Genomic DNA, 19,286 nt, shown 5'->3' with positions numbered 1-19,286 from the left:
GGCAGGCAAGGTCTGCTGAGGCGAAACCTAATCACGCTTTTTTTTACTGTCAACAACCCCCGCGAAAAATTTTCACATTGGCGCCGTCCCGGACACCGTCTCCAGCGTCCTCGTTTCGCTTCCGCAGACACCGCTGGCGTGCACAACACGACCGCCACGCGCGCCACTGCGCGCGCGCGCGCTCAAGAAAAAACACTTGAAATAAGCACTCTGCGTAGATGCGTGCCATTCCTGCGCCACCTCGCGCACGCACCCGGGCTACGTATCGCAGCGGCCTGCCGCGCCACCACAACGGGGCCGCAACGAGGCAGGAAAAGTTTTCACATTCGAACGCGCCGGCGCGGGGTGGAAACGCGGATTTGCGCAAAACTGCGCGCGTCCGAAGACACCCTTCCGAAGCGCCTGATGCCGCGTCGTGGGTGTGCAGCGAACCGGGCGTCATGAGTCCGGCGCGGTCGCCGGAACGAAAACGGCCACCCGAAGGTGGCCGTTTTCAAACCAGGAAACAACGACTCAGTGGTCGTCGTTCTCCAGGACTTCGGCGTAAGCGTCCGGGTCCAGCAGCTCGTTGATCTCTTCGGCGTTGGACAATTCGACCACGAACATCCAGCCCTCGCCGTAGGCATCTTCGTTGATGGTTTCCGGCTTGTCGGACAGCGCCGAGTTGACCTCGACGATCTTGCCGCTGATCGGGCTGTAGACGTCCGAGGCCGCCTTCACCGACTCGACGACAGCGATCTGCTCGCCGGCCTTGGCGTCGGCGCCGACCTCCGGCAGTTCGACGTAGACCAGGTCACCCAGCAGGCCCTGGGCGTGGTCGGAAATACCGACAGTAACGCGGCCATTGCCTTCGACACGGGCCCACTCGTGGGACTTGAGGAACTTGAGGTCGCCGGGGATCTCGCTCATGGGACTGCTCCAGGATTTGCAGGGGGTGGAAAAAACGGGGCTAGTGTAACCAACCGGCCGCCACTGCTGTCAGTGACGTCCGGCACGTTCGGATCAGGCGTCGGCGAGCACGCCGGGCTGGGCCTGGCCTTCGCGCACGAAGGGGAACTTGACCACGCGCACCGGCACCTGCCGGCCACGGATATCGACCGTGACCTGGCCGAGGTCACCTGCCGGCACGCGGGCAAAGGCGATGCCCTTGGCCAGCGTCGGCGAGAAGGTGCCGGACAGGATTTCGCCCTGGCCGCCGGCCGTGGTGACTACCTGGCCGTGGCGCAGGACACCCTTCTCGTCCATCACCAGGCCGATCATCTGCCGCGCATTGCCGGCGGCCTTCTGCGCTTCCAGCACGTCGCGACCGATGAAGTCACGGCCTTCGTCCAGCGACACCGTCCAGGCCAGTGCGGCTTCGTACGGGCTGATGGCTTCGTCCATGTCCTGGCCGTACAGATTCATGCCGGCCTCCAGGCGCAGGGTGTCGCGGGCACCGAGGCCAGCCGGCTTCACGCCTGCAGACAGCAGGCGGTTCCAGAACCCGACCACGGCCTCCTGCGGCAGCAGGATCTCGAAACCGTCCTCACCGGTGTAACCGGTACGGGCAACGAACAGTTCGACGCCCTCATCGGACCGCACCTGCAGCGCGGCGAAGCGGCCGAGCTTGCCCAGCGCCTCGCGGTCGGCGGCGCCGACCAGACCAATGACGAGCTCGCGCGCCTGCGGCCCCTGCACCGCGAGGATGGCCAGGTCAGGACGCTGTTCAACGGACACGTTGAACGGAGCGGCCTGCGTACGCAGCCAGGCCAGATCCTTCTCGCGGGTGGAGGCGTTGACCACCATGCGGAAGAAGTCCTCGCCCAGGTAATAGACGATGAGGTCATCGATGACGCCGCCTTCGGCATTGAGCATGCACGAGTACAGCGCCTTGCCCGGCACCTTCAGCTTGTCGATGGAATTGGCCAGCAGGCGGCGCAGGAACGGCTTGACCTGCTCGCCGCGCAGGTCCACCACGGTCATGTGGCTGACGTCGAACACGCCGGCCTCGCGACGCACCAGGTGGTGCTCATCCAGCTGCGAGCCGTAGTGGATGGGCATGTCCCAACCCCCGAAATCGACCATCTTGGCGCCGAGGGCGCGGTGGGTATCGTTGAGCAGCGTCTTCTGGGTCATGACCGTTCCGGCAGCAGAGGAAACAAGAACCCCCATTATCCCAGATCGATCGCCCACGGGCGTGCCGCACCGCAGCGGTTCGCGCACGTACCGCCCGCAGGCTCAGCTGGCCGCTTCAACCACCAGCGTGCTGCCCTGCACCGCGACCACCCGCACCCGTGCCCCGGCCGGCAGTTCCGGACCGCTGACCTGCCAGTACGCATCGTCGATGCTGACCCGACCCTGCCCGTCCGTGATGCCCTGCTGCAATGGCACCACCCGACCAATCAGCTGCTCGGCGCGGCGGTTCAGCAACGGCTTGTCGCTGGCGCGTGCCCGCGACCTGCCCCAGCGCCGGTAGCACTGGATCGAAAGCACGCTCAGCACGACGAAGGCGACCACCTGCCACAGCAGCGGGATGCCGGCAAAGATCGCCACCAGCACGAACACCGCTGCAGCGCCGATGCCGATCCACAGCATGAACGCGCCGGGCAGCAGAGCCTCCGCAGCGAACAGGAGCAGGGCCAGCGCCCCCCAGGCGACGACGTCCCAGCGCATGTCAGCCTCCGATCGGCGGCGGTCGCTTGCCGGCCGCCTTGTTGTCCTGGCTGGCCAGTGCCTGCTTGGCCAGCTCGGCCACGCCGGCGATGGAGCCGATCACCCCACTGGCCTCCATCGGCATCAGCACCAGCTTCTGGTTCGGCGAGCTGGCCAGTTCCTTGAACGCTTCCACGTACTTCTGGGCGACGAAGTAGTTGATCGCCTGCACATCGCCCTCGGCGATCGCCGCCGACACCACCTTGGTCGCCATCGCTTCGGCTTCCGCCAGGCGCTCGCGTGCCTCCGCATCGCGGAACGCTGCCTCGCGCCGCCCTTCCGCCTCCAGCACGGTGGCCTGCTTCTCGCCATCGGCGCGCAGGATCTCCGACTGCCGCGACCCTTCCGCCTCCAGGATCTGCGCACGCTTCTCGCGCTCGGCCTTCATCTGCCGCGCCATCGCGTCGAGCAGATCGCGGGGCGGCTGGATGTCGCGGATCTCGATGCGGTTCACCTTCACGCCCCACGGGTTGGTGGCATGGTCGACCACGCTGAGCAGCTGGGCATTGATCACCTCGCGCTGGCTCAGCGATTCGTCCAGGTCCATCGAGCCGATCACGGTACGGATGTTGGTCTGGACCAGAGCGATCATGGCCACTTCCAGGTTGGCCACCTCATAGGCGGCCTTGGCGGCGTCCAGCACCTGGAAGAACACCACCCCGTCGACGCGCACGGCGGCGTTGTCCTTGGTGATCACTTCCTGGCTGGGTACATCCAGCACCTGCTCCATCATGTTCACCTTGCGCCCCACGCCGTACACGATGGGGATCAGGAAGTGCAGGCCGGGGGTCATGGTGTGGGTGTAGCGGCCGAACCGCTCGACAGTCCATTCATATCCCTGCGGCACCATGCGCACGGCCTTGAACAGGATGACCACGGCCACGAAGGCCAGTACCACGGTAAAGAACATGGTCGGGAACATCAGGCTTTCCTTATCGGTAGACGTCCAACCCCGAGCATAGCGTGTGAATGCGGCGTGCACACGTTCTCACCACCGCACCCGCCCGCGCAGGATGTCGATGAACATCACCCAGTCCCCCAGGAACGAGTACAGCGGATGGCGGAACGTGGCCGGGCGGTTCTTCTCGAAGAAGAAGTGCCCCACCCAAGCGAACCCGTACCCACAGACCAATGCCGTCAACAGCAGCAGCGGCTGGCCGCGCAGGATCGCCGCAGCGACCAGCAGCAGTACGCCGCAGCTGCCGATGAAGTGCAGGCGCCGCGACACCGGATGGCGGTGCTCGCTGAGATAGAACGGATAGAAGTCACGGAAGCTGGAGAAACGGGACATGTGCGCACTCCCAACGCCACGATCCGCCCCATCATGCCCCTTTCCGGCGGGCCTGGCACTGCCGGCGGTCAGCCCGGCTGGCGCGGCCCGAACATGATCACCGCCATGCCCGCCAGGCACAGTGCAGCACCCAGCAGATCCCAGCGGCTGGGCCGGACGCCATCGACCAGCCACAGCCAGAACAGCGCGGTGCCGATGTACACGCCACCGTAGGCGGCATAGACGCGGCCACTGGCGGTCGGATGCAGGGTCAGCAGCCAGGCGAACAGGGCCAGACTGGCCGCCGCCGGCAGCAGCAGCCAGACGCTGCCTCCTTTGCGCAGCCACAGCCACGGCAGGTAGCAGCCGACGATCTCGGCCAGCGCGGTCAGCAGGAACAGGCCGAGTGTCTTCATTCCTTCTCGGCGGCCTTGGCGTGCTGCCAGAGCGCTTCCTGCGCGTCCAGGTCCAGCGAGGCGAGGGATGTGCCCTGTGCCTCGGCCTGTGCCTCCATCGCCCGGAAGCGACGCTCGAACTTGTGGTTGGCACCGCGCAGCGCGGCGCCCAGGTCGATGTCGGCGTGGCGCGCCAGGTTGGCGCAGACGAACAGCAGGTCGCCCAGTTCCTCCTGCAGCCGCGCCTTGTTGCCGGCGATGTCGCCGCGCTCGAACTCCTCGCGCAGTTCCTGCAGTTCCTCGGCTGCCTTGTCCAGGACCGGCAGCGGGCCCGGCCAGTCGAAGCCCACCTTGGCCGCGCGCGACTGCAGCTTCACCGCGCGTTGCCACTCCGGCAGGCCCCGCGAGATTCCAGCCAGGGCGGAATGGTCCTGTTCGCCCTTGGCTGCCCGCTCCGCGCGCTTGATCGCATCCCAGTTGCGCATGACCCCATCGGCATCATCGACGCTGACATCGGCGAAGACATGCGGATGGCGGCGCTGCATCTTGTCGCTGATCGCGCGGGCAACCTCTGCGAAAGCGAACGCCCCCTGCTCTTCGGCCATGCGAGCATGGAATACCACCTGCAGCAGCAGGTCGCCGAGCTCGTCGCAGAGATCATCGAGGTCGCCGCGATCGATCGCATCGGCGACTTCGTAGGCTTCCTCGATGGTGTACGGGGCAATGGTCGCAAAGTCCTGCTCCAGGTCCCACGGGCAGCCGCCCTGCGGATCACGCAGGCGGGCCATGATCGCCAGCAGGCGTTCCAGTTCGGTGCTGGCGGCACTGCCGGCGGTGGGGGTGTCGTGCGCGCTCATGCGGCCTCCAGGTCAGTCGGACAACCAGTCGCGCCACGGCAGGCTGGTATCGCCAAGGGCGATGAAATCGCCGTTCAACAGCGTCTCGCGGCGGTTGTAGCGGAAGGGCTTGCCGGTCGCCGCCGAGAGGACCGCGCCGCCCGCCGCGTGCAGCACGCACTGGCCGGCGGCGGTATCCCATTCGGAGGTCGGGCCGAGCCGCGGGTACACATCCAGGCCCGCCTCGGCAATGCGGCAGAACTTCAGCGACGAGCCCTGGGCGATGGTCTCGATGCGGCCCATGCGCGCCAGCAGCGCTTCGGTTTCCGGCGAGCGGTGGGAGCGGCTTGCCGCCACCCGCAGCGGAGCGGTCGCCGGGCTGCGCGTGCGCAGCACGGTGTCGTGCAGTCCCTGCCGGCGGTACGCCAGTTCGCCGCGCATGGCGTGCCACAGAATGCCGGTGACCGGCGCCAGCACGACGCCAAACGCCGGGGCACCCTGGTAGATCAGGGCGATGTTGACGCTGAATTCGCCGTTGCGCTTGACGAACTCGCGGGTACCGTCAAGCGGATCGACCAGCCAGTAGGCGCCCCAATGGCGGCGCAGTTCCCAGGGCACCTGGGCCGACTCTTCAGACAGGATGGGCAGATCCGGGGTCAGTTGCCGCAGACCCTGCTCGATGACCTGGTTGGCGGCCAGGTCAGCGGCGGTCACCGGACTGTTGTCGTCCTTGATCCGCACGTCGAATCCTTCGGCGTAGACCTGCATGATGGCCTGGCCGGCTTCCTGCGCGATGGCGATCGCGGTCTCGCGCAGATCCGTGGTCAGCTTGATCATCGGGCTCCCTGCAGCCACTGGCGGGCGATGAACAACGCCGCCAGCGAGCGGCCCTCGGAAAAGTCCTCGCGCAGCATCAACCGGTCCAGCTCGGACAGCTTCCAGGGCACCACCTCCAGCTCCTCGGGCTCGTCCCCGATCAGCTTTTCCGGATACAGGTCGCGCGCCACCACCAGCCACGACTGGTGGCTCATGTACGTCGGCGCCAGCGTCATGGCGCGCAGCACATCGACCCGATGCGCGCCATAGCCGGCCTCTTCCTTCAGCTCGCGATCGGCGGCCTGCTCGGGGGTCTCGCCGGCATCGATCCGGCCCTTGACCAGGCCAAGCTCGTAGCGATGTACCCCGGCGGCGTATTCACGCACCAGCAGCACCGTCTCGTCGTCGAGCATGGGCACCACCACCACCGCACCGTGGCCACGACTGACCAGACGCTCGAAGCGGCGGCGTTCACCATTGGAGAATTCCAGATCCAGATGCTGGCGCTGGAAGGGACCGTTCTCTTCATCGGTGATCCGATGGATGATCGGCAGGCGACGGCTGGCACGGTCATCGTTCATGCGGAATCTCCGCGGCGGCCGACGCGGGCGCCGGGGCCGATAGAATGTGCAGGCAGCAACATGTTCATGAGCCCGAAATGCTAGCAGACCCAACCCCCTCCCCGCTGGCCCTGCACTGGCGGCAACGCGACCTGCAGGTGCTGTGGCATCCGTGCACACAGATGCGCGAGCATCCCGACACCCTGCCGCTGGTGCCGATCGCGCGCGGCGAGGGTGCGTGGCTGATCGACCATGACGGCAACCGCTATCTGGATGCCGTCAGCAGCTGGTGGACGAATCTGTTCGGCCACGCCGAGCCCCGCATCGGCGGCGCCATCGCGGCCCAGGCCGGCCAGCTGGAACAAGTGATGCTGGCCGGCTTCAGCCATGAGCCGGCGATCACCCTGGCCGAACGCCTGCTGGCACTGGCCCCGCGGCAGGCCGGGCGCGATCCGCTGGCCAAGGTGTTTTACGCCGACAACGGCTCGGCCGGGGTGGAAGTGGCACTGAAAATGGCCTTCCATTACTTCCATAACCGCGGCGAGACCCGGCGTACGCGTTTCATCGCGCTGGAAAACGGCTACCACGGTGAAACGCTCGGTGCGCTGGCGCTGGGCGACATCCCACTGTACCGGCGGGTGTACGCGCCGTTGCTGGCCGAAGGGCTGTTCGCACCCTCGCCCGACGCCTACCTGGCCGAGCCAGGGCAGAGCGCCGCCGAGCGTGCGCGCCAGGCCGCCGATGGCCTGGCGACGCTGTTCGACCAGCACCCCGGTGAAGTATGCGCGGTGATCCTGGAACCCCGCCTGCAGTGCGCCGGTGGCATGCGCATGCATGATCCGGTGTATCTGCAGCGCGTGCGTGAGCTGTGCGACGCGCACGGTGCGTTCATGATCGCCGACGAGATCGCCACCGGCTTCGGTCGCACCGGCACGATGTTCGCCTGCGAGCAGGCCGGGGCGATGCCGGACCTGATGTGCCTGTCCAAGGGCCTGACCGGCGGGTTCCTGCCGCTGGCCGCGGTCCTGGCCACGCAGGCCCTGTACGACGCTTTTCTCGACGACTCCCGCGAGCGTGCGTTCCTGCACTCGCACAGCTATACCGGCAATCCGCTGGCGTGCGCTGCGGCGCTGGCGACGCTGGACATCTTCGGCAGCGACGATGTGATCGCGCGCAACCGCGGCACCGCATCGGTGATGGGCACCCTCGCGGCACCGTTTGCCGACCACCCGCATGTGGCCGATGTGCGCCAGGCCGGCATGGTGGTGGCATTCGAACTGTCGCGCGGCGGCGACAGGCGCACGCCCTTCGACCCCGGACTGCGGCTCGGCCTGCACGCGTACAAGGCAGCACTGAAGCGCGGCGTGGTCCTTCGCCCGCTGGGCGATGTGCTGTACTGGATGCCACCGTACTGCGTGGACGACGAACAACTGGATCTGCTGGCGCATACCACGCTGGCCGCCATCGACGAGGCGATTGCATGCGCGTGACCCGCTGTCCCATCGACCTGCCGCTGCACAGCGGCCAGACCGTGACCCTGCCCGAGGAGACCGCCAACCACCTGGTGCGGGTGATGCGCCTGCGCGAAGGCGATGGCTGCGTCCTGTTCAACGGCGATGGCCATGACTACGCTGCGACGCTGACCGTGGTCGGCAAGCGCGAAGTGCAGGCACGCATCGACAGCGTGCAGGCCATCGACATCGAATCGCCGCTGGCCATCACCCTGATGCAGGGCATCGCGCGCGGCGAAAAGATGGACCTGATCCTGCAGAAGGCCACCGAACTCGGCGTCAGCAGCATCCTGCCGGTGAACGCGGAACGCACCGAGGTGAAGCTGGACGCGGCCCGCGCCGAAAAGCGCGTGGCGCACTGGAACAACGTCGTGCAGTCGGCCTGTGGCCAGTCCGGGCGCGCGCGCATTCCACGGGTGGGTGCGCCGCTGTCGCTGGCGCAGGCAACCGCTTCGCTGCCCGCCGATACGCTGCGGTTGACCCTGGACCCGATGGGTTCGCACCGGCTGTCGACATTGGCAGCGGCGCCCGCGGGCGGCATCGTGATCGCGATTGGTCCGGAGGGCGGCTGGTCGCCACGCGACCGCGAGCAGCTGGCCGCCGCCGGCTTCCAGGGCCTGCAGCTGGGCCCGCGCATCCTGCGCACGGAAACCGCCGGGCTGGCCGCGATCGCCGCGTTGCAGGCGCGGCTGGGTGATCTCGGTTAGGTCCACCGACAACCTGCACGCCAACGGCAGCGCCGGGCCATGCCCGGCGGCCTGTGTCCGGGGGGCGGCCTCAGGCCGCCAGTGAAGCCAGCGCGCTTTCCAGTGCGTCCAGATTCGGCAGCAGCGCGCTCTGCTCACCCAGCAGTACGCGCATGTGCACGATCTGCGGCAGGGTCTCCTCCGACGCATCGGCCAGAAGGCCATCGCGCGGCACCGAGATCAACTGCGGGAAGTTCTGGGTCAGCAACGCGTAATACGGCCGCTGCTGATCGCCGCTGAGCGCCTTCAGTACCACCACCTTGTTGTGGACACCGGCTGCCTCGTCCCCCAGCCCCGAAAGCCGTGCGAATGACACCAGCGGCACCTGCCAGCCATGCCAGGCGATCTCGCCGACCAGCCAGCGGGGGGCGTCGGCCACCGACTGCACCGGCACCCGCGACATCATTTCAGCCACCGTGGCATTGGGCAGCAGCACGCGTTCGTTGCCGGCCTGGATCAGGACACCACGGATTTCATCGTTGCTGGCGTAACTCATGGAGCCTCTCCGTTGTGGTCACCCTCGCCCCAGCGCGCGGCGATGATCTGCGCCAGTTCCTGCGGTTCGCCAGCGGCCATGCCGGCGGCCACCACGGCGGTGGCGGCGGCCGGGTCGTAGCATCCCTCCCCCACCTGTCCGGCCACCCACGCGCCGGCGGCAGCCAGGTCCAGCGCCGGCCCGACATGGCCCAGATCGGCACCGCTGAGCAGTACCAGTGCGGTGTACTGGGCCGGCAACGCGGCAATCCAGATGCCCTGCGCGTCGGTCAGGAAATGCAGACCGTCGCTGGCCGCGCGGACGCCGATGTCATCGGCCAGCACATGCACCTGCCCGGGGGTGGCGCGCTGGCCGGCTTCGGCCAGCTGCACCGGCAGCGGCGAGACACGCGCCATCTGCTTGACGAGATTGCCGTAGCGGCCCCCATCCAGGCGCATGTGCACCAGCACCGGCACCGCCAATGCCGAAGGCAGCGCGCCCAGCAGGCGACGCAACGCATCAGGGCCACCGATCCCGGCCAGCACCAGCAGCGCGCCCGCGCGTGCTCCGGGCGGGGCGGCCGCATCCAGGTCGACCAGGCTCAGGTGGTCGGTATCGAACGACGATGAGCGCGCCTCGACCTCCGCTGCGGCGTACGCCGGGGTGGCGGCATCGGCCGACTCGTCCACCAGCGACCACGCGGTGTGATCGAACGTCACCGACGGTGCCGCGGGGGGTTCTGTCCGTGCGACCGGCGCTTCCGGCGGTTCGGGCACGATCGGCTGCAGCGCGGCCAGAGCGTGTTCGAACGCGACCGGTTCATGCAGCTGCGCCGGCGGTGCGTACAGGCCATCGGCTGGCACGTCGTCGGCCCAGTGGTGTGCCTGTTGCAGGTGCGTCTGCAGCGCTGCCTCCTGCGGTGCAGGCGGCGGCGCAGGACGACCGGGCTCCAGCTGCAGGGCCGGTTCGTCCTCGGCGCCCGGCGGCAGCACCTGCTGGTGTCCATGCAGCTTGGCGGCCAGGTGACGCCCCCAGCGCTGCGCCTCCCAGCCGTTCCGGCGCGCGGCCAGCTCGGCTTCGTCGAACACCAGGGTCAGGCCGGGGGCCGACAGCACGGGCTCCAGGCGTTCCAGTGCGTCCTCGATCGCCGCTTCCAGTGCGATCACCACGAACTGCGGCCGCGCGTCATGCAGCGCCTGCGGTTCAAGGCCATTCGGGTCGTCTTCCAGCACGATCTGCACGTCGGCGTGCGCCAGTGCTTCGCGCAGGCGCTCACGCGCCGCGCCAGGCCGGGCCAGCAGGGCGACGGCCGGGTTGGCTTCACTCTCGGACACGGGCGATCCCCAGCAGGTCGTACACGTTACGCATCAGGTCCAGCTCCTGATAAGGCTTGCCCAGGTAGCGCTGGACGCCGATTTCGAAAGCGCGCTGCCGGTGCTTGTCGCCGCTGCGCGAGGTGATCATCACGATCGGAACGTCCCGGTAACGCGGGTCGGCGCGCATCGCGGTGGCCAGCTCGTAGCCGTCCATGCGCGGCATCTCGATATCCAGCAGCATCAGGTCGGGAACACGCTCCTCCAGCCGCTCCAGCGCTTCCACGCCATCGCGGGCGACGCTGACCTCGAAGTTGTGGCGCTCCAGGATGCGGCCGGTGACCTTGCGCATGGTCAGCGAGTCGTCGACCACCATCACCAGCGGCACCTGCCGTTCCTGACGCGGCGCGTTGACCAGCACCGGCGGCGTCGGGTTGGCCAGGTAACGACGCACCAGCGGCGCCACGTCCAGGATCACCACCACGCGGCCATCGCCGGTGATGGTGGCACCGTAGATGCCCGGTACCGACGCGATCTGCAGGCCGACCGGCTTGACCACGATTTCACGGTTGCCCAGCACCTGGTCGATCGCCACGGCAGCTCGCAGGTCGCCGGCGCGGACCAGCAGCAGCGGCACCTGCGCCTGGCCCTCGGCACGTGCCGGTGCCTGGCCGACCAGGCTGCCCAGGTCGTACAGCGGATAGTCTTCGCCGCTGTAGCGATAGCTGCTGTCGGCGGCCTCGAAGCGCTCGCGCGAGAGGCGGCCGATACCGCTGACCGAAGCCACCGGCACGGCAAAGGTGGTTTCGCCGATCTGCACGAACACGGCCTGGGTAACGGCCAGCGTCTGCGGCAGGCGCAGGGTGAAACGCACGCCCTGGCCACGCACCGACTGGATATCGACCGAGCCACCCAGCTGGCGCACTTCATTGCGCACCACGTCCATGCCCACGCCGCGGCCTGCCAGCTGGCTGACCTGGTCGGCGGTGGAGAAGCCCGATGCGAAGATCAGGTTGTCCAGTTCGTGATCGGCAGGCTGCGCGTCGGCGGCCAGCAGGCCACGGTCGATCGCGCGGCGACGGATCGCCTCCCGATCCAGGCCGGCGCCGTCATCGGCCACGTCCAGCACGATTTCCGAGCCTTCGCGATGCAGGCGGATGGCAATCTCGCCCTCTTCCGGCTTGCCGGCGGCACGGCGCTGCTCCGGCGCCTCCAGGCCATGGGCCACCGAGTTGCGCAGCATGTGCTCCAGTGGCGCGACCATGCGGTCGAGGACGTTGCGGTCCAGTTCGCCATGGGTGCCTTCCAGGGTCAGGTGGACCTGCTTGCCGGTGTCGATGCCGGCCTGGCGCACCACGCGGCGCAGACGCGGCACCAGGCCGTCGAACGGCACCATCCGCGCACGCATCAGGCCATCCTGCAGCTCCGAACTGACGCGCGACTGTTGCTGCAGCAGGGCATCGTACTGCCGCGAGAGATCGTCCAGCACGCCCTGCAGGCCGCCCAGGTCGGCGGCGGACTCGTTCAGCGCACGGCTGAGCTGCTGCAGGGTGGAGAAGCGGTCCAGTTCCAGCGGATCGAACTTCTGGTCGGCCTGGTCCTGCTCACGCTGGTAGCGGGCAACGATCTGCGCTTCGGTCTCCAGGTCGAGGCGACGCAGCTGGTCGCGCAGACGCGCGTTGGTGCGTTCAAGCTCGCCCATCGCGCCGCGGAAGGCGCCGAGCTGCTGCTCCAGGCGCGACCGGTAGATCGCCACCTCACCTGCGTGATTGACCAGCCGGTCGAGCAGATCTGCGCGGACGCGCACCTGCTCCTGCTGGGGACGTGCCAGCGGATCGTCCTCGACCGTGCTTTCGACCGGCAACGGCGCGGACAGCGGCGCATCGGCCAGGGCAACGGTCGCGGGTACGACGGTGGTTTCAGTCTCCACCGGGCCAGCCGTGCCGACGGCGGCAGCCGCTGCCGGATCGGTGGCGGTACGTGCCTCGAAAGCATCGACCAGGTCCTGCGCCGGCTCCACCACGCGATGCTCGCCGGTACGGGTCAGCAGCTGGTGCAGGCGATCGAAACCGCGCTCGAGCAGCTGCACATCGCGCCGCTCGATCTCGGTGCGCCCCGCCGCGACCACCTCCAGCAGCGATTCGATGCTGTGGCCGAGGTCGCCGATGGCGTTGATGCCGGCCATGCGTGCGCCGCCCTTCAGCGTATGCAGGTCACGCTGCAGGCCGGCGAGCACTTCGCGGTCCTGCGGCGCATCGCGCAGCTCGCTGATCAGGCCATCGCAGTGATCAAGCAGGTCCTTGCCTTCTTCGACGAAGATGTCGACCAGCTCGCGGTCATACACGGTGAAGTCAAGCAGATCGGCAGGCTCCTCGCCCACGCTGCCTTCCGGTTCCGGTTCCGGCATCGGCTCGATCGGCTCGTGTGCCGGCACGTCATCTTCGGCAACCGGACCCTCGACCGGCGTGGAACCGCCCGGTCCGGCAGCGCCGCTGCCCTGGCCCGGCGCGTCTTCCATCTCGAAGAACGGCGACGGCGGCGCGGCTGCCGGCTGCGGATCGACCGCAGGCTCTGCAAGGGACTCCCCGGCATTCACCGTCGCCGGGGACGGCGGGTCGGCGCTCTCTCCTTCACCGACCGCCGTCTCCCCGCCGACGTCCGCATCCTCGGCAAAGGCATCCGCCTCGCCCGGCGCGAGTTCGCTGGCCTGCAGGCCGAGCACGGACCACTGCCCGTCGTCGGCCGGAGTCTGCTCTTCGTCGATCACATGCAGGCCGGCTTCGAGCGCAGCTTCCAATGTGACCGGTTCCGCAAAACCCGGCGCAGCCATGTCATCCTGCAGGCTCGACAGCGTGCTGTCGAGTGGCAGTGCAGCAGCGTCATCACTCGCATCGAACCCTTCCACGTCATCCCATGACGTATTCAGGTCGATCGTTTCGGTGAACGCGGCGGCGTCCGCCGCCTCATCCGCATCACGGTCGTCGACCGGCAGCGCACTGGCGTCCAGGTACGGCGACAGGTCATCCGCGCCTGTCAGCGCGGCGTCTTCGGCCAGCGCGGGGGGCGCATCGGCGACTGCCGGCGACACGACCGCTGCGGATTCATCGGCAGCGGCCGCGACCGGTGGCAGCGTGGCCGCCTCCTCCTGCCCGGTACCGCCCAACGACGGCCAACCGGCGTCGAAGTAGCGCGAAAGGTCATCGCTGGCCGTGAGCTCGGCCACGTCCAGTCCGTCCTTCGCCGGATCGGCTGCGGGCACGTCATGGGTGTCAGCAGGTGCACTGTCGATCCCGGCGTTGATTCCGGCGCCGATGTCGCTCTGCGCATCGGCAGGAAGCTGCGCGTCCACCTCGTGCGCAGGCTCTCCATCGGTCGCGAGCGCCTCTTCGTCATCCAGCCCCACCAGCGGCCAGCGCGCTTCCGGCAGCTCGCCGGCCAGAGCCTGCAGGCGCTGTACCAGCGCAGGCTGAGGCGCAATGCGCGGCTGCTCCGCCTGCAATGCTTCCATGGTCGCGGTAATGGCCTGCGCGGTCGCATCGAGCGCAGCAACACCGTCGTCGCCCGGCACCACATCGGCGGCCAGGGCCCGCTTGATATAGGATTCGGCGCCGCCCGTGACCGCCGTGATCTCCGGCACCTCGGTCATCGCGAAGGCGCCGTTCATGGTGTGCACGGCGCGCAGCAGCGCATCGCTCACCGGCTGTGGTGCCTGCTGCGCCGAGCGCAGCCACGCCTGCAGGGTTGCCTGGTGGACCTCCACCTCGGCTTCGAGGATCTCGCGCAGCACGCTGTCGATATTGGCCGGAGTCCCCTCGACCGCGGTCGCGTTCCCGGCGTCGGCTGTCGTCGCCACTTCCGCTTCGAGAATGCGGCTGATCTCGTCCTCGCCCTCTTCCACCGCCGGCGCCACCGGTGCGGGCGCCGCAGCCGGCAGCGGCACGTAGAACGTCTCTTCGCCGGCACCCACGCGATCGGCAACGGCCTGCATCGCCTGCAGATCGACACTGATGCGCTGGCCATGACGCAGTGCGTCGCTCAGCTGCGGCAAGGCGGCATGCGCGTGATCAACCATCGCCAGCACGGCCGGCGTGGCCGGACGGCTGCCGTCAAGCACACGGTTGAGCATGCCTTCGATCTTCCAAGCGAACTCGCCCAGCGTCCGCGCACCGACCAGGCGGCCGCTGCCCTTGAGGGTGTGGAAGATGCGGCGGATCGGCCGCAGCCGGTCCAGATTGTCCGGCTGCGCGTGCCATGCCGGCAGCAGCGTTCCGAGGTTGGCACGCTCGTCGTCGAACTCTTCCAGGAACACCTCGCGGATGTCCTCGTCGATGTTCTCCGCATCATCGTCGAAGCCGGCATCGAAGCCCGCTTCGGACGCAGCCGTGATCGCGACCGGCGCGTCGGCGGCCGATGGCATCGCCCGCGGGTTGAAGTCCTCCGCGGCGGCGCTCAGTTCAGCGAAGAACCGGGCATCGGCCTCGCTGAAATCGATCGGTGCGATGGTGTCGATCTCGATCAGGGCCACCGCCGGTGCTGCATCTGCGGCAGGCGATGCGTCCGCGGCGAGCGTGATCGGATCCGTTGGCTCCGCATCAACGCTGTCCAGCACCGGATGCAGGTCTGCGTCGTCTTCCAGCACCAGCGTTTCCATCGCATGCAAGGACAGCACGTCGTCGGCGTTGTCCAGTGCATCGGCGTCGAAACGGAATACGACTTCATCAGCAGCCACATCCGCGGCGCCATGCTCGGCGGCCACCGGATCGAATACCGGCGCCGACGTAATGTCCGGTGTACCGGCGGACGCGAACGCCACCGTGTCGTCGCCGGACACCGACGGTGCATCCGCCATGTCGTCCACCTGGGACAGCGTCCACTGCGGCACCTCGGCCGGTACCGGATCGATCGTTTCGTCGCTGGCCAAGGCCGGCGCATGTGCATCATCCGCGTACCCGGCACCGACCTCCACAGCAGCCAGGTCCCATTGCGGCACGGCCGGGGCCGGTGCACTGGACGCGGCGAACACCAGCGAGCTACCGGCATCGGGCGTCGTCCCGGGTACCGCGACCGGTACCGACAACCCACCGAACATCAGCCCGTTGTCGGTCACTGGCGGTGCCAGCGGCGGATCGAAGACGAAGTCCGGCAGGGCGGCAGCCACACTGCCGGCGGCGGGCGCGGCCGTGCTCACATCGATGTCGACGTGGCCGGGCTGCAATGGCATCACCTGCAGGTCTACCGCCTCGCGCTCGACCGCTTGCACGCCCTGCGGCGCCTCGTCGATCGCGGCGCGCTCCGGCAGCGGCCAGTAGCGCAGCGCTTCCAGGCTGCTGCGGGTGATCTCCAGAATGTCCTCACGGCCCGGACGACGATCACGCAGGGCTTCGAGGTAGTACTCCAGGCTGGCCATGGCGTCGGCGAGCGTATCCAGCTGGCGCCCGCTGGGCACACGCTGGCGACCGATCAGCTCGGCGTCGATGTACTGCTGCACGCCGCGCAGGTAGTCGGCGGCAGTCCCCAGGTCGAGCATCCGCAGTGCACCGGCGACGTCGCCGAGCAGGCGCGGCACGTCCTGCAGTTCCGCGTGGTTCCAGCTGGTTTCGATGAACGCGACAAAGTGCTCGCGGGCCGCAGCGAAATTGGCGATGGCCTCGTGTGCCAGCACCTCGACGGTACGGCGGTTTTCCACGGCGGCAGGGTCATCCTCGCCGCTGCCATCCGCACCCAGATGGGCAACCTGGTCATCCAGCGACGCATCGACGTAGAGCAGCGCGCCGGCGATGTCCAGCAACAGGTTCTCGTCGATCTGCTGGCGGCCCTCGACCACGCCGCGCAGCGCGTCGCGCTGCTGCACGACCACGCCGCGGGCCACGCCCAGGCCCATCATGCCCAGCGTATCGGCCACGGCCCCCAGTTCGTCGGCCTGCGTCTGCAGCTGTTCTGCTGCACCGCCGGTGCGCAGATGCAGGTCCAGCGCATCCTTGATGCGCAGCAGCTCTTCCTTCACCGCGCTGCCGACCGTATCGAGCAGTTCGCGGTTGCGCCCGCTCAGGCTGCCGCGCGCATGGTCGAGCTCGGCTTCGGTGGCGGTGACGCTGTCGGGAGCGAACGCGAACAGGACGCTCTCGTTGATGCCGGCCGCACCGCGCGCGGCGCGGATGTCATTGAGCAGCGGCAGCAGCACGATCGGAATGTCGCGGTGGCCGTTCTGCAGGCGCTCCAGATAGTCGGGCAGCAGCACGCTGCCGCGCATCAGCGTGGCGCAGGCCTCGTCACGATCAGACGCCTGGCCGCTGCCGATCGCATTGGCGAGCTGCTCCAGCTCCTCGGCCACCATTGCCGGGGCGTACAGTTCGACCATGCGCAGGGTGCCCTGCACCTGGTGCAGGTGGCCGGCGCAGATACGCATGCGGCTGGCATCGGACGGATCCTCGGCGTAGTACTCGACCTCGTTGCGCACCTGGCGCAGGGTCTCGTCCAGCTCGGGCTTGACCCAACCCAGCGCTGCGTGGCTCATCGCATCGCGCAGAGTGCTCATTGACAGGCTCCGGTCGCCGCCGCGCGAAGGCCGCGCTGGATCTGGCGTGGGGAATGGAAATGCTTCATCGACGGGTTCCTTGCTCTTCGCCCTGCCCGCGTCACGCCGGCAGCTTGAAGTCGGCGACCGAACGACGCAGGTCGGCAGCCAGCTGCGCGAGGTGGCCGATCGACTCCGCGGTCTGTCCGGCACCCTGTGAGGTCTGGCCGGTGATCTGGCGGATCACGCCCATCGTGCGGGTGATGTCCGACGCGGCTGCGGACTGCTGCTGGGCCGCGATGGAGATGTTCTTGATGAGGGTGTTCAGTGCATTGGACACGCGCTCGATCTCGGTCAGTGCCGTACCGGCGTCTTCGGCCAGACGTGCACCGGACACCACTTCGGCGGTGGTCTGTTCCATCGAGGTGACGGCCTCGTTGGTGTCGGCCTGGATGGCCTGCACCAGGTTCTCGATACGGCGCGTGGCGCCCGATGTGCGCTCTGCCAGGCGCTGCACTTCGTCGGCCACGACCGCGAAACCGCGGCCCGCTTCGCCCGCCGACGCGGCCTGCACCGCTGCATTCAATGCCAGGATGTTGGTCTGTTCGGAAATGTCGTTGATCAGTTCCACGATCGAGCCGATCTCCTGCGACGACTCACCCAGGCGCTTGATGCGCTTGGAAGTTTCCTGGATCTGGTCGCGGATCTGGTCCATGCCCTGGATGGTCTCGCGGACCACGCCGGCCCCCTCGGCGGCAATCACCACCGAGCGCTGTGCCACGTCGGCCGATTCGGCCGAGTTGCGCGAAACCTGCTCGATGCTCGCTGCGATTTCGCCGATGCGGTCCGAGGCCGAGGTGATCTGGTTGGCCTGGTGGCCGGCTGCTTCTGCCAGCTGCATGGCCGTCGCCTGAGTTTCCTGGGTGGACAGCGCGACCTTGGCCGAGGTGTCGTTGATGGTCGTCACCAGGTGGCGCAGCTCGTCGACGGCGTAGTTGATCGCGTCGGCGATGGCGCCAGTCATGTCCTCGGTCACCGACGCCTTGACGGTCAGGTCGCCCTCGCCCAGCGAGGAGATTTCGTCCAGCAGGCGCATGATCGCCTGCTGGTTGCGGCTGTTGAACTCCACCTGGGTCTGGTAGCGCAGCTCCTGCTCACGCGAGCGGCTGCGCACGTTGGTGGAGACGAAACCGATGATCGCGATCAGCGACAGCGCACCGGACGCTACGCCGATCCAGAAGTTCGGGAACAGGCGGGTATCGGACACCGAGCCGAACGAAGAGAAGGCTTCGAACAGCTTGCGGCTGTCATCCAGCATGTGCGCCGAGCCCTGGCCCAGCGCGGTGGCCGCCGACTGCGCGGCGAACAGCTGGCGCGAGCTGGCCAGGATCGCATCGGCATCGGCCTTCATCGCCTGCCACTGGGTGTGCGACTGCTCCAGCGCGGCCACGGCGGCCGGGCCACGCACTGCGGTGATGCCCAGTTCCTCGTTGCCGTTGCGCAGGCCGTCGAGCACCTGCGAGAACACGGTGATGTCACGCGCCAGTGCGTCGCCCGCGGCGGCCGCCGAAGAGCCGCCCGCACGCATTTCGGTGACCCGTCGGGCCATCGAGCCGGCCACCACGACCTGCTGCAGCGCGCTGTATACCTGCGCGGCCGGCGCACCCGAAGCCGACATCGCGCGCACCACCTCGTTCAGCTGCGCCTGCAGCCCCGGCACCGCGCCAGTGAAGTTGTTGGCATTGCCGGCCAGGGCCAGCACCGCCGGCTCGCTGGCAACCAGCTGCCCGGCCTGCTTGCCCAGCGGCGCCCAGGTTTCACCCAGCGTCGAGATCGCCCGCGACACGCCCGGTTCCTTGCCGTAGCGCCCCTGCAGCGTCGAGACATTCTGTTCGATCGCGTTGCGGGTGGCCTTGAAGGCAGTGAATGCCTGGGCATTGCCGCCCACCGCGTCACGCCCCTGGTTGGCCAGCTGCTGCGACAGCACCTGCAGGTCCGCGGCCTTGGAACCGGCATCGGCCAGGCGGCTGCCCTGCCAGGTCGCCACGCCGGTATTGACGCCGAACAGGATCATCGATGCCAGCAGCAGGGCCAGCCAGAGGTTGCTGCCGCCCAGCCGAAGCTTGCCGGTCTTGGTGGCGTCCGAAGCAGTACTCATC

The 19,286-nt window shown here is 68.2% G+C and carries 15 protein-coding genes; 2 read left to right on the top strand and 13 right to left on the bottom strand.

The genetic code is table 11. The features are described 5' to 3' along the window. Nucleotides 1-513 precede the first annotated feature (513 nt). The 9 genes from gcvH to nudE all read right to left on the bottom strand — a co-directional run bounded on the left by gcvH (nucleotide 514) and on the right by nudE (nucleotide 6,589). Complete coding sequence (gene gcvH, locus QMZ25_RS03070) at nucleotides 514-909, bottom strand: glycine cleavage system protein GcvH (RefSeq protein WP_180876607.1); 396 nt, start codon at nucleotides 907-909, stop codon at nucleotides 514-516. Nucleotides 910-1,002: 93 nt separating this feature from the next. Next, nucleotides 1,003-2,115 (bottom strand): glycine cleavage system aminomethyltransferase GcvT, encoded by a 1,113-nt coding sequence (gene gcvT / locus QMZ25_RS03065; RefSeq protein WP_053520259.1) that lies wholly within the window; start codon nucleotides 2,113-2,115, stop codon nucleotides 1,003-1,005. A 102-nt stretch (nucleotides 2,116-2,217) separates the two neighbouring features. Continuing rightward, nucleotides 2,218-2,652 carry an NfeD family protein gene (locus QMZ25_RS03060; RefSeq protein ID WP_053520258.1) on the bottom strand — a complete coding sequence of 145 codons (435 nt, stop codon included), beginning with the start codon at nucleotides 2,650-2,652 and terminating at the stop codon, nucleotides 2,218-2,220. Nucleotide 2,653: 1 nt separating this feature from the next. After that, a complete protein-coding gene (locus QMZ25_RS03055; protein WP_053520257.1) occupies nucleotides 2,654-3,613 on the bottom strand; it encodes an SPFH domain-containing protein in 960 nt (319 codons plus the stop codon). A 66-nt stretch (nucleotides 3,614-3,679) separates the two neighbouring features. After that, nucleotides 3,680-3,982: a DUF962 domain-containing protein gene (locus QMZ25_RS03050; RefSeq protein ID WP_053520256.1), complete on the bottom strand. Its 303-nt coding sequence runs from the start codon at nucleotides 3,980-3,982 to the stop codon at nucleotides 3,680-3,682. A 68-nt stretch (nucleotides 3,983-4,050) separates the two neighbouring features. Further along, the gene (locus QMZ25_RS03045; protein WP_065182615.1) at nucleotides 4,051-4,377 is read right to left on the bottom strand and encodes a YnfA family protein; all 327 of its coding nucleotides are present in this window, start codon (nucleotides 4,375-4,377) and stop codon (nucleotides 4,051-4,053) included. After that, complete coding sequence (mazG, locus tag QMZ25_RS03040; protein WP_053520254.1) at nucleotides 4,374-5,213, bottom strand: nucleoside triphosphate pyrophosphohydrolase; 840 nt, start codon at nucleotides 5,211-5,213, stop codon at nucleotides 4,374-4,376. Before mazG ends, QMZ25_RS03045 begins: the two co-directional genes overlap by 4 nt. A 12-nt stretch (nucleotides 5,214-5,225) precedes the next feature. After that, nucleotides 5,226-6,029 (bottom strand): 3'(2'),5'-bisphosphate nucleotidase CysQ, encoded by an 804-nt coding sequence (gene cysQ, locus QMZ25_RS03035; protein WP_053520253.1) that lies wholly within the window; start codon nucleotides 6,027-6,029, stop codon nucleotides 5,226-5,228. Next, nucleotides 6,026-6,589 (bottom strand): ADP compounds hydrolase NudE, encoded by a 564-nt coding sequence (nudE, locus tag QMZ25_RS03030; protein ID WP_053520252.1) that lies wholly within the window; start codon nucleotides 6,587-6,589, stop codon nucleotides 6,026-6,028. Before nudE ends, cysQ begins: the two co-directional genes overlap by 4 nt. 77 nt (nucleotides 6,590-6,666) lie before the next feature. Between nudE and bioA the strand changes: the two genes are divergently transcribed. Continuing rightward, nucleotides 6,667-8,058, top strand: a complete 1,392-nt coding sequence (bioA, locus tag QMZ25_RS03025) for an adenosylmethionine--8-amino-7-oxononanoate transaminase (RefSeq protein ID WP_283219107.1) — start codon at nucleotides 6,667-6,669, stop codon at nucleotides 8,056-8,058. Further along, nucleotides 8,049-8,786 (top strand): 16S rRNA (uracil(1498)-N(3))-methyltransferase, encoded by a 738-nt coding sequence (locus tag QMZ25_RS03020; protein ID WP_065174789.1) that lies wholly within the window; start codon nucleotides 8,049-8,051, stop codon nucleotides 8,784-8,786. Before bioA ends, QMZ25_RS03020 begins: the two co-directional genes overlap by 10 nt. Before the next feature lie 70 nt (nucleotides 8,787-8,856). Here QMZ25_RS03020 and QMZ25_RS03015 read toward each other — a convergent pair whose 3' ends face one another. The 4 genes from QMZ25_RS03015 to QMZ25_RS03000 all read right to left on the bottom strand — a co-directional run bounded on the left by QMZ25_RS03015 (nucleotide 8,857) and on the right by QMZ25_RS03000 (nucleotide 19,285). After that, the gene (locus tag QMZ25_RS03015; protein WP_065182613.1) at nucleotides 8,857-9,321 is read right to left on the bottom strand and encodes a chemotaxis protein CheW; all 465 of its coding nucleotides are present in this window, start codon (nucleotides 9,319-9,321) and stop codon (nucleotides 8,857-8,859) included. Further along, nucleotides 9,318-10,634, bottom strand: a complete 1,317-nt coding sequence (locus QMZ25_RS03010) for a chemotaxis protein CheB (protein ID WP_283219106.1) — start codon at nucleotides 10,632-10,634, stop codon at nucleotides 9,318-9,320. Before QMZ25_RS03010 ends, QMZ25_RS03015 begins: the two co-directional genes overlap by 4 nt. Next, entirely contained in the window at nucleotides 10,621-17,148 is a 6,528-nt protein-coding gene (locus QMZ25_RS03005) for an Hpt domain-containing protein (protein ID WP_283219105.1), read from the bottom strand. The genes QMZ25_RS03010 and QMZ25_RS03005 overlap by 14 nt, the downstream gene beginning before the upstream one ends. Nucleotides 17,149-17,248: 100 nt before the next feature. Beyond that, entirely contained in the window at nucleotides 17,249-19,285 is a 2,037-nt protein-coding gene (locus QMZ25_RS03000; RefSeq protein ID WP_053518921.1) for a methyl-accepting chemotaxis protein, read from the bottom strand. Nucleotide 19,286 lies beyond the last annotated feature (1 nt).

The organism is Stenotrophomonas sp. RS-48 (genome assembly GCF_030053245.1).
Lineage (GTDB): Bacteria > Pseudomonadota > Gammaproteobacteria > Xanthomonadales > Xanthomonadaceae > Stenotrophomonas > Stenotrophomonas maltophilia_P.
This window is presented reverse-complemented; position numbering and strand designations above follow the sequence as displayed.

Bases quoted from the DNA above. Each gene is read 5' to 3' on its own strand.
- cysQ (WP_053520253.1), bottom strand. From the start codon at position 6,029: ATGATCAAGCTGACCACGGATCTGCGCGAGACCGCGATCGCCATCGCG.
- gcvH (WP_180876607.1), bottom strand. From the start codon at position 909: ATGAGCGAGATCCCCGGCGACCTCAAGTTCCTCAAGTCCCACGAGTGG.
- QMZ25_RS03020 (WP_065174789.1), top strand. From the start codon at position 8,049: ATGCGCGTGACCCGCTGTCCCATCGACCTGCCGCTGCACAGCGGCCAG.
- mazG (WP_053520254.1), bottom strand. From the start codon at position 5,213: ATGAGCGCGCACGACACCCCCACCGCCGGCAGTGCCGCCAGCACCGAA.
- QMZ25_RS03050 (WP_053520256.1), bottom strand. From the start codon at position 3,982: ATGTCCCGTTTCTCCAGCTTCCGTGACTTCTATCCGTTCTATCTCAGC.
- QMZ25_RS03005 (WP_283219105.1), bottom strand. From the start codon at position 17,148: ATGAGCACTCTGCGCGATGCGATGAGCCACGCAGCGCTGGGTTGGGTC.
- gcvT (WP_053520259.1), bottom strand. From the start codon at position 2,115: ATGACCCAGAAGACGCTGCTCAACGATACCCACCGCGCCCTCGGCGCC.
- QMZ25_RS03015 (WP_065182613.1), bottom strand. From the start codon at position 9,321: ATGAGTTACGCCAGCAACGATGAAATCCGTGGTGTCCTGATCCAGGCC.
- QMZ25_RS03000 (WP_053518921.1), bottom strand. From the start codon at position 19,285: ATGAGTACTGCTTCGGACGCCACCAAGACCGGCAAGCTTCGGCTGGGC.
- nudE (WP_053520252.1), bottom strand. From the start codon at position 6,589: ATGAACGATGACCGTGCCAGCCGTCGCCTGCCGATCATCCATCGGATC.
- QMZ25_RS03060 (WP_053520258.1), bottom strand. From the start codon at position 2,652: ATGCGCTGGGACGTCGTCGCCTGGGGGGCGCTGGCCCTGCTCCTGTTC.
- QMZ25_RS03055 (WP_053520257.1), bottom strand. From the start codon at position 3,613: ATGTTCCCGACCATGTTCTTTACCGTGGTACTGGCCTTCGTGGCCGTG.
- QMZ25_RS03045 (WP_065182615.1), bottom strand. From the start codon at position 4,377: ATGAAGACACTCGGCCTGTTCCTGCTGACCGCGCTGGCCGAGATCGTC.
- bioA (WP_283219107.1), top strand. From the start codon at position 6,667: ATGCTAGCAGACCCAACCCCCTCCCCGCTGGCCCTGCACTGGCGGCAA.